Annotated in this window: 12 protein-coding genes and 2 pseudogenes; 4 read left to right on the forward strand and 10 right to left on the reverse strand. The window is 53.7% G+C overall.

Features of this window, described 5'->3' with window-relative positions:
* Positions 1-10: 10 nt before the first annotated feature.
* The 8 genes and pseudogenes from GYRE_RS22450 to nfsA form a co-directional block, all read right to left on the reverse strand.
* Complete coding sequence (locus GYRE_RS22450; RefSeq protein WP_038258686.1) at positions 11-484, reverse strand: YbjO family protein; 474 nt, start codon at positions 482-484, stop codon at positions 11-13.
* A 63-nt stretch (positions 485-547) separates the two neighbouring features.
* The gene (gene potI / locus GYRE_RS22455; protein WP_006819252.1) at positions 548-1393 is read right to left on the reverse strand and encodes a putrescine ABC transporter permease PotI; all 846 of its coding nucleotides are present in this window, start codon (positions 1391-1393) and stop codon (positions 548-550) included.
* Positions 1390-2343 carry a putrescine ABC transporter permease PotH gene (gene potH, locus GYRE_RS22460; RefSeq protein ID WP_038258688.1) on the reverse strand — a complete coding sequence of 318 codons (954 nt, stop codon included), beginning with the start codon at positions 2341-2343 and terminating at the stop codon, positions 1390-1392. The genes potI and potH overlap by 4 nt, the downstream gene beginning before the upstream one ends.
* 9 nt (positions 2344-2352) lie before the next feature.
* A pseudogene (gene potG, locus GYRE_RS22465) lies at positions 2353-3485 on the reverse strand (putrescine ABC transporter ATP-binding subunit PotG).
* A gap of 94 nt (positions 3486-3579) precedes the next feature.
* On the reverse strand, positions 3580-4692 hold the full coding sequence (gene potF / locus GYRE_RS22470; RefSeq protein ID WP_006819249.1) for a spermidine/putrescine ABC transporter substrate-binding protein PotF: 1113 nt from the start codon (positions 4690-4692) through the stop codon (positions 3580-3582).
* 296 nt (positions 4693-4988) lie between these two features.
* Positions 4989-5471 carry a type III secretion system chaperone family protein gene (locus tag GYRE_RS22475; RefSeq protein WP_006819248.1) on the reverse strand — a complete coding sequence of 161 codons (483 nt, stop codon included), beginning with the start codon at positions 5469-5471 and terminating at the stop codon, positions 4989-4991.
* A gap of 87 nt (positions 5472-5558) precedes the next feature.
* Positions 5559-6461: a 30S ribosomal protein S6--L-glutamate ligase gene (gene rimK / locus GYRE_RS22480; protein ID WP_038258690.1), complete on the reverse strand. Its 903-nt coding sequence runs from the start codon at positions 6459-6461 to the stop codon at positions 5559-5561.
* A gap of 99 nt (positions 6462-6560) precedes the next feature.
* A complete protein-coding gene (gene nfsA / locus GYRE_RS22485) occupies positions 6561-7283 on the reverse strand; it encodes an oxygen-insensitive NADPH nitroreductase (protein ID WP_038258693.1) in 723 nt (240 codons plus the stop codon).
* A gap of 217 nt (positions 7284-7500) precedes the next feature.
* On the opposite strand from nfsA, the gene GYRE_RS22490 reads away from it, so the two are divergent.
* A complete protein-coding gene (locus GYRE_RS22490) occupies positions 7501-7764 on the forward strand; it encodes a GrxA family glutaredoxin (protein WP_006819244.1) in 264 nt (87 codons plus the stop codon).
* 27 nt (positions 7765-7791) lie between these two features.
* Here the strand turns inward: GYRE_RS22490 and ybjM are convergent, their stop codons facing one another.
* Positions 7792-8166: an inner membrane protein YbjM gene (gene ybjM, locus GYRE_RS22495; RefSeq protein WP_038258698.1), complete on the reverse strand. Its 375-nt coding sequence runs from the start codon at positions 8164-8166 to the stop codon at positions 7792-7794.
* A gap of 277 nt (positions 8167-8443) precedes the next feature.
* Here ybjM and GYRE_RS22500 point away from each other — a divergent pair, with 277 nt between their 5' ends.
* The 3 genes and pseudogenes from GYRE_RS22500 to GYRE_RS22515 all read left to right on the forward strand — a co-directional run bounded on the left by GYRE_RS22500 (position 8444) and on the right by GYRE_RS22515 (position 12389).
* On the forward strand, positions 8444-10129 hold the full coding sequence (locus GYRE_RS22500; RefSeq protein ID WP_006819242.1) for an aspartate:alanine antiporter: 1686 nt from the start codon (positions 8444-8446) through the stop codon (positions 10127-10129).
* A gap of 364 nt (positions 10130-10493) precedes the next feature.
* Positions 10494-11447, forward strand: a complete 954-nt coding sequence (locus tag GYRE_RS22510; protein WP_006819200.1) for an acyltransferase family protein — start codon at positions 10494-10496, stop codon at positions 11445-11447.
* 146 nt (positions 11448-11593) lie between these two features.
* Positions 11594-12389: pseudogene (locus tag GYRE_RS22515) on the forward strand (SDR family NAD(P)-dependent oxidoreductase).
* 2 nt (positions 12390-12391) lie between these two features.
* On the opposite strand, the gene GYRE_RS22520 reads toward GYRE_RS22515, so the two are convergent.
* Complete coding sequence (locus tag GYRE_RS22520) at positions 12392-12931, reverse strand: TetR/AcrR family transcriptional regulator (protein WP_038258703.1); 540 nt, start codon at positions 12929-12931, stop codon at positions 12392-12394.
* Positions 12932-12954: the final 23 nt, after the last annotated feature.

A 12954-nucleotide genomic window follows, 5' to 3' on the forward strand; every position in this document is an offset into this window, starting at 1 on the left:
TGTATCACCGTTATTGCAGTCGGAAAAACCGTCGGCTGGCGGCGGGCACGAAAAGCAGGAACAGCACCAGCATATCGGGTAATTTCTGCATCATCAGCGAGCGCAGGATTTCCCGCTTTGAGCCTCCGGCAATGCTGAACAGCTCAGGATAACCATAGCCAAGTGAGGCGGCCCACAGATAACCCGCGGCTATCACCTGGGTCATCAGGTAGATCCAGCGCGCCCAGTTGCGTCCCTTAATCAGCGAGAAAGCACACCAGATCTCAACGAACACCAGCACCAGGCTTGAGAGAAACACCAGCGTCAGGCTCCAGGTCTGTACGCTGCGATGAATAAACTCACCGGCCCCGCGAACGCCCAGCAGGTTGAAAATCATTATCAGATCGAGAGCACGAATAAGAATAATGGCGAGCGCCGCCACCTGCACAATGGCAGGAACGTTCAGGCGAGCATGTGACGCAGGTGTTTTACTAAAAAATCTCAATGTCTTACTTCCCTGAAAAACAGTGCCGCGTCATGCGCGGCACGTTGCAAGATTTTAATTCCTTCAGCCGCGTCTTGCACGCTGGATATCACGCACTCGCTGTTTTTCCGCTCGCGCCATCAGATACCAGGCGATAAAACCAATCACCCCGACCACCCCGAGAATAATGGTCGCCAGCGCGTTGATCTCCGGGTTAACCCCCATGCGCACGCTGGAGAACACCAGCATCGGCAGCGTCGTCGCCCCCGGGCCCGAGACGAAGCTTGCAATCACCAGGTCGTCGAGCGAGAGCGTAAACGCCAGCAGCCAGCCGGAAATGACCGCGGGCATGATCATCGGCAGCGTGATGATAAAGAACACCTTCAGCGGCGTAGCGCCAAGATCCATCGCAGCCTCTTCGATAGAGCGATCGAGTTCGCGCAGTCGGGAAGAGATAACCACGGCCACATAGGCGGTACAGAAGGTCACATGTGCCAGCCAGATGGTGAGCATTCCACGGTCAGAAGGCCAGCCAATCGCGTGCCCCAGCGCCACAAACAGCAGCAGCAGCGACAGCCCGGTGATGACATCCGGCATAACCAGCGGCGCGGTTATCATAAACGCAAAGCCGTTCGAGCCCCTGAAGCGACCAAAGCGCACCATCACCACCGCCGCAATAGTGCCGAGGATAGCCGCCATGGTCGCCGCCGCCGCGGCAATGGTCAGGCTCAGGCCCACCGCACTCATCATCGCATCGTCGTGGAACAGCTCAACGTACCAGCGGGTCGACCACCCTGCCCATACCGTTACCAGCTTCGAGCTGTTAAACGAGTAGATAACCAGCATCAGCATTGGCGCATAGAGGAAAGTAAACCCGAGCACCAGAATAACAATTCGCCACGGGGAGCGTACTACCGGCAACGTATTCATCCGTGATCCCCCATCTGTTTCTGCTGATATTTGTGGAACCACATGATCGGCACAATCAACAGCAGCAGCATGACAATCGCCACCGCCGAAGCCACCGGCCAGTCACGGTTATTGAAGAACTCCTGCCACAGCACGCGGCCAATCATGATGCTGTCCGGCCCGCCGAGCAGTTCCGGGATAACGAACTCCCCCACCGCCGGAATGAACACCAGCATCGACCCGGCGATAATTCCCCCTTTCGTTAGCGGTACAATCACCTTAAAGAAGGTCTTCAGCGGACGAGCGCCAAGATCCAGCGACGCCTCTACCAGCGAGTAGTCAATACGCGTCAGGGCGGTATAAATCGGCAGCACCATAAACGGCATATAGGCATACACAATGCCGATATAGACCGCGAGATTGGTATGCAGAATGGTTAACGGCTGATCGATAACCCCCAACCACATCAGGAAATTATTGAGAATACCGTTGTTTTTCAGGATCCCCATCCACGCATAAACGCGGATAAGGAACGAAGTCCACGACGGCAGGATCACCAGCAGCAGTAGAATGTTTCGCGTTGAAGGCTTACTGTGCGCCACCGCCCACGCCAGCGGGTAACCGAGCAGAAGGCAGAAAAAGGTCGAGATCGCCGCAACCTGTAATGACTGCAAATACGCTTCAAAATAGAGCGGATCGTCGGTCAATTGCAGGAAGTTGCCGATATTAAGGGTTAACGTTAGCTGGTCATCCACCCAATCAAACAGGTTGGTATAGGGGGGAATGGTACGCGCCATATCCGCGAGGCTGATTTTAAAAACGATCAGGAATGGCAGCATAAACAGCAGGATAAGCCAGATATACGGCAGCGCGATCACCAGCTTACGTCCGTGCTTCATCTGCATTCTGGCAAGCCAGGGCACAGCACTTTCCTGCCGGGTGGCACGTGATGGAGAATCTAATGTCGTCATCGCTCCTCCTTACACCGTCAACACCACGCAGCTATCCGCATCCCAGCACAGACGCACCTCATCGCCCCAGGTCGGCAGACCTTTGCGATAGCGGTGTTCGTTCTGTAGCTGGGCGCTGATCATCTGCCCGCTTTTGAGGCGGACGTGGTAGATAGAGAGATCGCCAAGGTAGGCAATATGCGTCACTTCTCCGACGGCAAAGTTATAACCGTTTTCCGGCGGCGCTTCACAGAGCATGATTTTTTCCGGTCGCAGCGCCACGTACACCGGCACGTTGTCGACCACCGATGCTTCCACATCAACCTTCAGCGGATGCACAAGCCCCGGCGATTCAATCACCAGACCATCGTCGTGGCGTTCTTTGAGCAAACCTTCAAAGACGTTGACCGAGCCGATAAACTCCGCGCTGTAGCGGGTCGTCGGGTGCTCGTAGATCTCCTCCGGTTCACCAATCTGCACGAACTTGCCGCGGTTCATAATGGCAATACGCCCGGCCATGGTCATCGCTTCTTCCTGGTCGTGGGTGACCATCACGCAGGTCACCCCTACCCGCTCGAGAATATCGGCCACTTCGAGCTGCATCCGGTCGCGCAGCTTTTTATCCAGCGCGCCCATCGGCTCATCAAGCAGCAGCAGTTTCGGGCGCTTGGCAAGGCTTCGGGCCAGGGCCACACGCTGGCGCTGGCCGCCGGAGAGCTGATGCGTTTGCGCTTTGCAAACTCCTGCATATGCACCAGCGTCAGCATCTCCTGCACGCGGCTGTCTATTTCGGCTTTCGGCAGTTTGTCCTGCTTCAGGCCAAAGGCAATGTTCTGCTCGACGGTCATGTGCGGGAACAGTGCGTAAGACTGGAACATCATGTTAATCGGCCGCTGGTACGGCGGCACATGGGAAAGATCGACACCATCGAGCACAATCTGCCCGGCGGTCGGTGGCTCGAAGCCTGCCAGCATGCGCAGCAGCGTCGACTTCCCGCAGCCGGAGGCACCGAGCAGAGCAAAGATTTCACCTTTATAAATGGTCAGGCTCACGTCATCGACGGCATGCTGCCCGTCGAAAGACTTGGTGAGATTGCGGATTTCCAGCAGCGGGGTCAGCGCTTTACGAATTTTCGCCTGTGGGCGTGGGGTCGCGTCGTTCACTTGAGTGCTCTCCGGCAAAAGCTAACAACTGTATGGACCGGTGCCATACAAAATAGTCTCACCGGGCGAGCACAATGCCCGCCCGGCGCTGGGGTTATTTCCCGCTTTTCACCTTGGTCCATGCACGCGTACGTACACGGTCAATCTTCGGATCCTGAACCTTCAACGTGAACAGTTTGGCGCGCACGTCTGCCGGTGGGTAGATCCCCGGATTATCACGTACCGCCTCGCTCACCAGCGGTGTTGCCGCTTTGTTAACGTTGGCATAGAACACGTGATCGGAGATGTGAGCAATCACGTCCGGACGCAGCAGATAGTTGAGGAACTGATACGCTTCGTCTTTGTTTTTGGCATCAGCCGGCATTGCGAAGACGTCAAAGAAGGCCAGCGCCCCCTCTTTCGGGATGGAATAAGAAATATTCACCCCATTTTTGGCTTCTTTTGCCCGGTTAGCGGCCTGCCAGACGTCGCCTGCCCAGCCAATTGCCACGCAGATATCGCCGTTTGCCAGATCGTTTATGTACTGCGAGGAGTGGAAGTAACGGATGTTCGGACGCAGCTTCAGCAGCAGGTCGGTTGCCGGGCCGGTATAGTCATCCGCTTTGGTGCTGTTCGGATCTTTGCCGAGGTAGTTCAGCACGGTAGCAAACACTTCTTCAGGCGCATCGAGGAAGGAAACTCCGCAGCTTTTCAGCTTCTCGAGGTTTTCTGGCTTCAGGATCAGATCCCAGCTGTTAACCGGCGCATCTTTGCCGAGGACCGCCTTCACTTTATCCACGTTATAACCAATACCGGTGGTCGCCCACATATACGGCATCGCATATTTATTATCAGGATCGTGACGGGCAATAAGTTTCAGCAATTCCGGATCAAGATTCTTCCAGTTCGGTAATTTACTTTTATCGAGCGGCTGAAATACCCCCGCCGTTAATTGACGCTCCAGAAAACTTGCGGATGGCACGACCAGATCAAACCCGGTGCTGCCCGCCATTAATTTACCTTCGAGTACTTCGTTGGAATCAAATACGTCGTAAACAACTTTAATACCGGTCTCTTTTTCAAAATTGGCTACCGTATCCGGCGCAATATAATCAGACCAGTTATAAACATGCAGCGTTTTTTGTTCAGCGGCTAGCGTGCCTGCAGAGACCACCATCAGCGCACCGGTCACCAGACCCGTTAACCATTTTTTACTCAATGCAGCCATATCACTTTTCCTTCTATACGAAATACAAGGTATGCAATAAATGCATATTTAATCAGTCAGCACAGGCAGTTACTGCCGGATTTTATTGTGTCGCAAGAATAACCATAGCCCGTGTCTGAGACCATAGCCCAGGTTAAAAAACGCCTTTTATCAATTTTTTACGCGGGATCACTGTATGGCGTAATCCAACAACGGCGGAATGGTGGTGAATAATGCTTAGCTGAATGGTGACAAGCAGAATAAATGCGTGGATCGTACAGCCGCTGTGGCAGCGGCTGCCTTTAAGTCAGGTGGGATCAGTGGAGAAAATGGTATTGAATTTCTTCTTTCGGCTGCTCTTCTTCCTCTTCCGGTTTATAGAGCAATTCGTGAGCAGAAGCCTCAAGAATAACCATTGAGATCTGCTCTTCGCTCTGACGGAAGAACCAGGCAAACTGCTCAAGCGCCACGCCGGCACCCACTGCGAGCGACTGGCAGACCACCAGTTTCGGCAGGTTATCGTCCTGAATGTCGAGGAACGCTTTAACCGTCAGCGAACTGGCGTTGATTGAGGAGAGATCCGCCGACAGCGCCAGCAGCCCGGAAGGCTTCACTTCGGCAAGCGCGGAAAACAGGATGACGTTATCGAGAAGATCGATTTTCGCATCGAAGATCCCATCGAAATTCTGCATATGTGGCAGATGCAACGCCTGACAGGTGTCGCACTCAAAAAAACTGATGCCAAGTTCGTCGAGCCATTGACGCAACGTATCCAGACCCGGGACGACGAGTGTATGCATATGCCTGAGACCTCTTGCTTAAAAAATACCGGGGCATAGCTTACGCAAAAAGTCCGGCACATACCATGCGTGCTGTCGAAAATGACATTATCCGCCCATTTTCAGGCAAAATCCTGGGTGAGCCTGGCGCTCCACCCACTCAATCATCCGCCCGGCGATATCGAGACCCGTCGTTTTTTCAATCCCTTCAAGCCCCGGAGACGCGTTCACTTCCATCACCAGCGGGCCGCGATCGGCACGAAGAATATCAACACCCGCCACGTCCAGCCCCAGGGTTCGGGTCGCCATGATGGCAATTTCCCGCTCGCGTTCGGTGATGTTGATAACCGTCGCCACTCCGCCGCGATGCAGGTTGGAACGAAAATCACCGTTCTTGGCCTGGCGCTCTATCGCGGCAACCACTTCATCACCCACCACCAGACAGCGAATATCACGTCCTTTTGACTCGGCAATATACTCCTGCACCAGGATATGAGCGTTCAGACCGCGAAAGGCGTCAATAACGCTTTCTGCCGCCTGGCGGGTTTCCGCGAGCACCACGCCGATGCCCTGCGTTCCCTCCACCAGCTTGACCACCAGCGGTGCGCCACCAACCATATCGATAAGGTCGCTGGTGTCGTCTGGCGAATGGGCGATGCCGGTGATCGGTAGATCAATCCCCTGACGCGCCAGCAGCTGTAGCGAGCGCAGCTTGTCCCGCGCCCGGGTAATCGCCACCGATTCATTCAGCGGATAACTGCCCAGCATTTCAAACTGACGCAACGCCGCCATGCCGTAGAAGGTGATGGCCGAACCGATACGCGGGATCACCGCATCATAATGAGGAAGCTGGCGGCCTTTATAGTGGATAGAAGAGGCCGCCGGGCTGATATTCATGTAGCAGGAGAGCGGGTCGAGGATCTCAACCACGTGACCGCGTTTCATCGCGGCATCACGCAGACGCTTACAGGACCAGAGCGTTCCGTCCCGGGACAATATGGCAATTTTCATCCTGCAACCTCTTCTGAAAAAGTTCTGGGAAAACAGCCGTATCATACCTCGTGTGTAGCCCGACCAGAACGGAAAAGTAGCGTCGACCCTGCGCGATATTTAGCGGGTTGCCCAGCCCTGCTTATGCAGATAGTCGAGAATAAACGGGCGGTTCTCTTTGATGATGGTCCGGCGAATGTGATCGGTCCAGGTATCGCGACGGTTATTACTGCCGCGGTTCAGATAATACGCCGCAAGCGCTTCGTCATAGCGCGCCAGCACGTCGTTATCTACCGGCTGATAGCGATTTTCATGCACCAGCATCTCGGCGGGCATACGCGGTTTCACATCCGGGTTATCGGCAGGCCAGCCGAGGCACAGACCAAACAGCGGCAGCACGTGCTGCGGCAGGCCGAGTAACTCAGTCACAGCGGCAATGCTGTTGCGGATCCCGCCAATAAAGACGCCGCCGAGTCCGAGTGACTCCCCGGCGAGCATCGCGTTTTGCGCCATCATGGCGGTATCCACCACGCCGAGCAGCAGCTGTTCTGCAAGCCCCAGCTGTGCCTCCGGGCAGATTTGCAGATGGCGGTTGAAGTCGGCGCAGAACACCCAGAACTCCGCCGCCTGAGCCACGTGCTTTTGCCCGCCGGTCAGCGTGACCAACTGTTCCCGCAGCGCCGGGTCAGTAATGCGAATGATGGAGGTGCACTGCAAAAAGCTCGAACTGGAGGTGCCCTGCGCGGCGGCAATGATAGAGGCGCGCTGTTCGTCGGTGATGGGCTCATCGGTAAAGTGGCGGATGGAGCGGTGGCTGCGTTGCAGCTCAATGGTTGCTGTCATCGTGGTTTCCTGTCTCATTATTTGAACATTTCACCCACCTTGCGGGAGGGTGTCGCCTTAGTATAACGAGGTCCATGACAAGGGTGATTAGCAAAAAGAATCAGAACAACAGGCAAAACCTTCTTTAACTCTCCTGCGGCTGGCGGCATTATAATCGCCATTCGCCGTCTGGCTTCGTCCGGAATTGGCAGTTTTTTTCAGTTTAAGGAGAGAAGCAATGTTCACCGTAATTTTTGGCCGTCCGGGTTGCCCTTACTGCGTTCGTGCAAAAGAGCTGGCAGAAAAACTGAGCACCGAGCGTGACGATTTTAACTATCGCTACATCGACATCCACGCGGAAGGTATCACCAAAGCTGACCTGGAAAAAACCGTCGGCAAACCGGTTGAAACCGTGCCGCAGATTTTTGTCGATCAGAAGCACATCGGCGGCTGCACAGATTTCGAAGCCTGGGCGAAAGAGAACCTCGGTCTCTTCGCGTAAGTCTTCACGACGCCCCGCCCTGGGGCGTCATCGCTGTGCGCGTCTGACCTGAAGTAAATGCCCCACGCACATGACGCAAAGCGCCCCCAGCGCGCACCAGAACACCGCACTAAAAACCCACGCCATCTCCTGCCACGCTGAACGCGTAGCCGTTGCCTGTAGCTTCATGAAAAAGAGACATACGGGTGCTGCCAGCGCAGCGCCGACGACGGCACTAAACACGCGGCGCTGATGGGAAAACATGCTGACGGTAGCGCCAGGAATGATGAAAAACAGCAGTCCCAGATCGGAGTTGCCTGTCGCCGGAATGATGCCCCTCAGATGGCGCGACACCAAAAACCATACCGCAATGAAAAGTAAGAAGCAGCAGGCGGCACTCACCCAACCGTGATTAGTTTTCAAAGGTTCCTCCTGACATTCTCTCTATCAAACTGATGTTTTGCCTCAAAAAGGCGGCGGTCAGATAAAGTTTGCTGGCATTCCATGCCAATGAATGGCGTCGTATTAATACGATTGTCCTGGCCTCGCGGAACGATTAAACTAACGCACTTCATATAATGATTATTGAGTGAGAAGTGCAGCCAGAGAACGGCTTTGCTTACGCTTCGGCACGACGTAAACAGTAGACCAAATAATCATTTCTTTCAACAACTTACTAGTAAACAAGAAGTTAGCTTCCGTGAATATAAACGTCGCAGATTTGTTAAACGGCAATTACATCCTGTTATTATTTGTGGTGTTGGCTCTGGGGCTGTGCCTCGGAAAATTACGCCTGGGATCGGTCCAACTCGGTAATTCCATTGGCGTTTTAGTGGTCTCTCTGTTATTAGGCCAGCAGCATTTCAGTATCAACACAGATGCATTAAATCTGGGCTTTATGCTGTTTATTTTCTGCGTAGGCGTGGAAGCCGGACCTAACTTTTTTTCAATTTTCTTCCGTGACGGCAAAAATTATCTGATGCTGGCCTCGGTGATGGTCGGCAGTGCGATGCTGATTGCCTTAGGGCTCGGCAAACTGTTCGGCTGGGACATCGGCCTGACCGCCGGTATGCTCGCCGGATCGATGACCTCAACGCCGGTACTGGTTGGCGCAGGCGACACGCTGAGACACTCGGGGATGAGCGGCGCTTCGCTCACCAGCGCGCTCGACCATCTGAGTCTTGGCTATGCCCTGACCTACCTGATTGGTCTGGTGAGCCTGATTGTCGGTGCCCGCTATATGCCGAAACTGCAGCATCAGGATCTGCAGACCAGTGCGCAGCAGATTGCCCGTGAGCGCGGTCTGGACACCGACGCAAACCGCAAAGTCTTCCTCCCGGTTATCCGCGCCTACCGCGTGGGGCCGGAGCTGGTCGCCTGGGCCGACGGTAAAAATCTGCGCGAGCTGGGCATTTATCGCCAGACCGGCTGCTACATTGAGCGTCTGCGTCGCAACGGCATTCTGGCAACCCCGGACGGCGACGCGGTTCTGCAGCTGGGCGATGATATCGCACTGGTAGGCTACCCGGATGCCCACTCCCGCCTCGACCCGAGCTTCCGTAACGGTAAAGAAGTGTTCGACCGCGATCTGCTCGATATGCGCATCGTCACCGAAGAAATTGTGGTGAAGAATCACAATGCCGTTGGCCGCCGTCTGGCGCAGCTGAAGCTGACCGATCACGGCTGCTTCCTCAACCGCGTCATTCGCAGCCAGATTGAGATGCCTATCGACGATAACGTGGTACTCAATAAAGGTGATGTACTGCAGGTGAGCGGCGACGCCCGCCGTGTGAAAACCATCGCTGACCGCATCGGCTTTATTTCGATTCACAGCCAGGTAACCGACCTCCTCGCCTTCTGCTCGTTCTTCATCATCGGTCTGATGATTGGAATGATTAGCTTCCAGTTCAGCAACTTTAGCTTCGGTATTGGTAACGCTGCCGGGCTGTTGTTCGCCGGGATCATGCTCGGCTTCCTGCGAGCCAACCACCCGACGTTCGGTTATATCCCGCAGGGCGCGCTGAACATGGTGAAAGAATTTGGCCTGATGGTGTTTATGGCCGGCGTAGGCCTGAGCGCGGGTAGCGGCCTGCAATATGGCCTGGGCGCAGTAGGCGGCCAGATGCTGGTGGCGGGCCTGATAGTCAGCCTGGTGCCGGTGGTGATTTGCTTCCTGTTTGGCGCCTACGTTTTACGTATGAACCGCGCGATGCTGTTTGGCGCGATGATGGGCGCACGTACCTGCGCTCCGGCAATGGAAATCATCAGCGATACCGCCCGCAGCAACATCCCGGCGCTGGGCTATGCGGGCACCTACGCTATCGCCAACGTGCTGCTGACTCTCGCCGGTACCCTGATAGTGATCATCTGGCCGGGATTAGGATAAAACCGAAGTTTGCAAGCAGCAGAAAAAATTTTTGTGAACTACGAAACTTTTTCCTAAGGCATCAGTCATAAGTAATGCCACTGCTTTTCTTTGATGTCCCCATTTTGTGGAGCCCATCAACCCCGCCGTTTCGGTTCAAGGTTGATGGGTTTTTTGTTGCCTCGCATTTACCCCTCTTCAACCTACAGACTCTCATCCCCCATCTAAAACCGATCACTCAAGAGTCTGCCGTTGGCAATGTTTTCTCTTTCTTTATCTCAGTAAACTTTGTTAACCCTTTTAGTCTCATTGTATATAAAAAAACTAGTCGCCTCGTAAGGATTGTTTTACAATGCATTTATAATCAACTATTTATATTTAAACTATGACTACCAAAAACTATAGCATAGACGCGCTAAGAGTCATCATGGCTGTACTTGTCATTATGATTCATTCAACCCTGGTAATATATGATAAAAAAATCGGCATATTCATTCTTGTTGAAGGCTTTGGCAGAATAGCTGTACCATTCTTTTTTGTAGTCAGTGGTTTTTATCTTGAGCAAACGTTACAAAAAGACAAATTGTCCTCATGGTTATCCAAAATAGTAAAAATGTATGTAGTGTGGAATATCGTATACCTTCCATTTCAGATTCATTTAATTGATGCGATTTTTGACAGAAACATCGAAGACCTCAACATAAACAATCTGGCCTTCGATATGATATTCGGATACTGGCAATTATGGTTCCTACCGGCGATTATCATTGGCGCACTATTAATTAATGCTTGTACATCATTCTCAAGCCGTAAACTGCTTTCGCTGGCAATCGTCACTTTCATCTCAGCCACCACCCTCTGGTATCTTGCGATGAACAAAATCATTAACATGCCAGGGTTCTGGGCAAATCCTGTGTCGCTAAGAAACGGTGTTTTTCTTGGTTTCCCATTGATGGCTATTGGTTATGTCCTGGCGAGAGAAAAGAAAAATCATGTTGTCACCAATTACCTGGCGTCAAATAAAGCCCTGATCTTATCAATTTTATTTGTAATCTGCGAGGGAGTATTCGGATATTATACCCATAAAGGTTTTTACGACTTCACTTTCTCTTCGGCAATCCTTTCAACATGCCTGTTGGCATTTTGCCTAAAAAACCCAAAAAAGATAGAGATTAATATCGATGGCTCCAGTCTATCAACTTATTTATACATGGTTCACGTCATATTTTATCTTATCTACGTACGTTTCACGCAAAATGCACTAATATTATTTGCCGCTGTTCTGGCTTCATCCTGGCTTACGGCACATATCATCATGAAAGCCAAAAATACCAAATAAAAAATACTCGCAGAACTTATTAATACTTCCTGTGGGGTAACATATACCCCACAGGCTTTATCGTTAAATCTAATCTCCCCCACCTTGCATCCCCCCTAATCTCACACATACTTTCGAAGGGTTTCGACCATAACGAGGGGGCGAGCATGCTGGCAGGTAAGGTCGTGGTGATTTTCGGCGGTAGCGGGGCTATCGGTAGTGCAGTAGCGCGAGCAATGGCACGAAACGGCGCGCAGGTGTATCTGGGCGCCCGCCGTTCGGAAAAGCTGGAAGGTGTTGCTGAGCACATCCGGGCGACAGGCGGTGTGGCGGACACGTTTATCGTTGACGTGCTTGACGAGCGCGCCACCCGCGAGCAAATCGAAAGGCTCGCGCAGAAGACCGGCGGATTTGATGTGGTGGTGAATGCTACCGGGTTCGTTCACGATCAGGGTAAAGGAATTGCGGAGCTTACCCTCGGTGAATTTATGCAGGGCATTACCCCTTTCCTCTCCTCTTTTTTTTACGCTCTCTCAGGCGGTGTTGCCGCATATGGGCGGTGAGCGGGCCGGAGCCATTCTTACCGTTGTCGCTCCCGCTGGCCCGCTGGCGGTGCCCGGGCACCTCGGTCATATCGTGGGTTGCGCCGGAACGGAGGCCTTCGTGAAAGCCCTCGCCAGCGAACTGGGGCCAAAGAATATTCGCGTCGTCGGTGTGCGCTCGCACGCTATCGCCGATGCGGTACAGGCCGGCTCGTATACCAGAGAAGTATTTACGCCTAAAGCGCAGGCGATGGGGCTAACGGTCGAGCAATGGGTCGGTGGGGCCGCGCATAGTACCATGCTGAATCGCCTGCCGACGCTTGCGCAGGTCGCCGAGGTGATGACCTTTCTGGCATCGGATAACGCCAGCGCGATGACGGCCACGATGGTGAACGTGACGGCGGGCACCACGACCAGTTAACGTCACCCCGCCAGCCGCCCTACCATCTCGCGGATAACCGTGCGGGAAAGCGGTGCCCGGTCGGTGACAAAATGCAGAGTCATCCCTTCGATAAACGCATCCAGCGCCCGCGCGGTGGGCGCATCAAACCACTGCTCCAGCGTCTGCTGGCTACGCTCCATCCACTCCTGCATCACCACTTTTAAAGAGGGCTGGCAGCCAATCCAGGCGTACAGCTGATACATCAGGTTCATGTTGCGGGTGGTGGTCACCTGGGCGCTGAAAATCAGGTCGGTGATGGCTTCACAGGCTTCATCCGGGGTAGTCACCGCAGTAAAGAAGTCCTGATACTGCTGCGACATCGTAGTGGTGAAGTGATTAAACGCCTCGTCCAGCAGGGCATCTATTCCGCTGAAATAATAGGTAAGCGAACCCAGCGGCACGTCTGCGCAACTGGCGATTTTACGGTGCGTCACGGCCTGGATGCCATGATTTGCAATGGTGTCCAGCGTGGCGTGGAGAATGCGTTCCCGACGCAAAGGGTCGTTCGGTCGACGGGCCATATTTTTCCTCATCCGGTTTATGT

Source organism: Yokenella regensburgei ATCC 49455 (assembly GCF_000735455.1).
Classification (GTDB): domain Bacteria; phylum Pseudomonadota; class Gammaproteobacteria; order Enterobacterales; family Enterobacteriaceae; genus Yokenella; species Yokenella regensburgei.

Coding starts and splice junctions, on each gene's coding strand:
- potH (WP_038258688.1), bottom strand. CDS start 2,343: ATGACGACATTAGATTCTCCATCACGTGCCACCCGGCAGGAAAGTGCT.
- nfsA (WP_038258693.1), bottom strand. CDS start 7,283: ATGACAGCAACCATTGAGCTGCAACGCAGCCACCGCTCCATCCGCCAC.
- rimK (WP_038258690.1), bottom strand. CDS start 6,461: ATGAAAATTGCCATATTGTCCCGGGACGGAACGCTCTGGTCCTGTAAG.
- GYRE_RS22520 (WP_038258703.1), bottom strand. CDS start 12,931: ATGGCCCGTCGACCGAACGACCCTTTGCGTCGGGAACGCATTCTCCAC.
- GYRE_RS22490 (WP_006819244.1), top strand. CDS start 7,501: ATGTTCACCGTAATTTTTGGCCGTCCGGGTTGCCCTTACTGCGTTCGT.
- potF (WP_006819249.1), bottom strand. CDS start 4,692: ATGGCTGCATTGAGTAAAAAATGGTTAACGGGTCTGGTGACCGGTGCG.
- potI (WP_006819252.1), bottom strand. CDS start 1,393: ATGAATACGTTGCCGGTAGTACGCTCCCCGTGGCGAATTGTTATTCTG.
- GYRE_RS22510 (WP_006819200.1), top strand. CDS start 10,494: ATGACTACCAAAAACTATAGCATAGACGCGCTAAGAGTCATCATGGCT.
- GYRE_RS22475 (WP_006819248.1), bottom strand. CDS start 5,471: ATGCATACACTCGTCGTCCCGGGTCTGGATACGTTGCGTCAATGGCTC.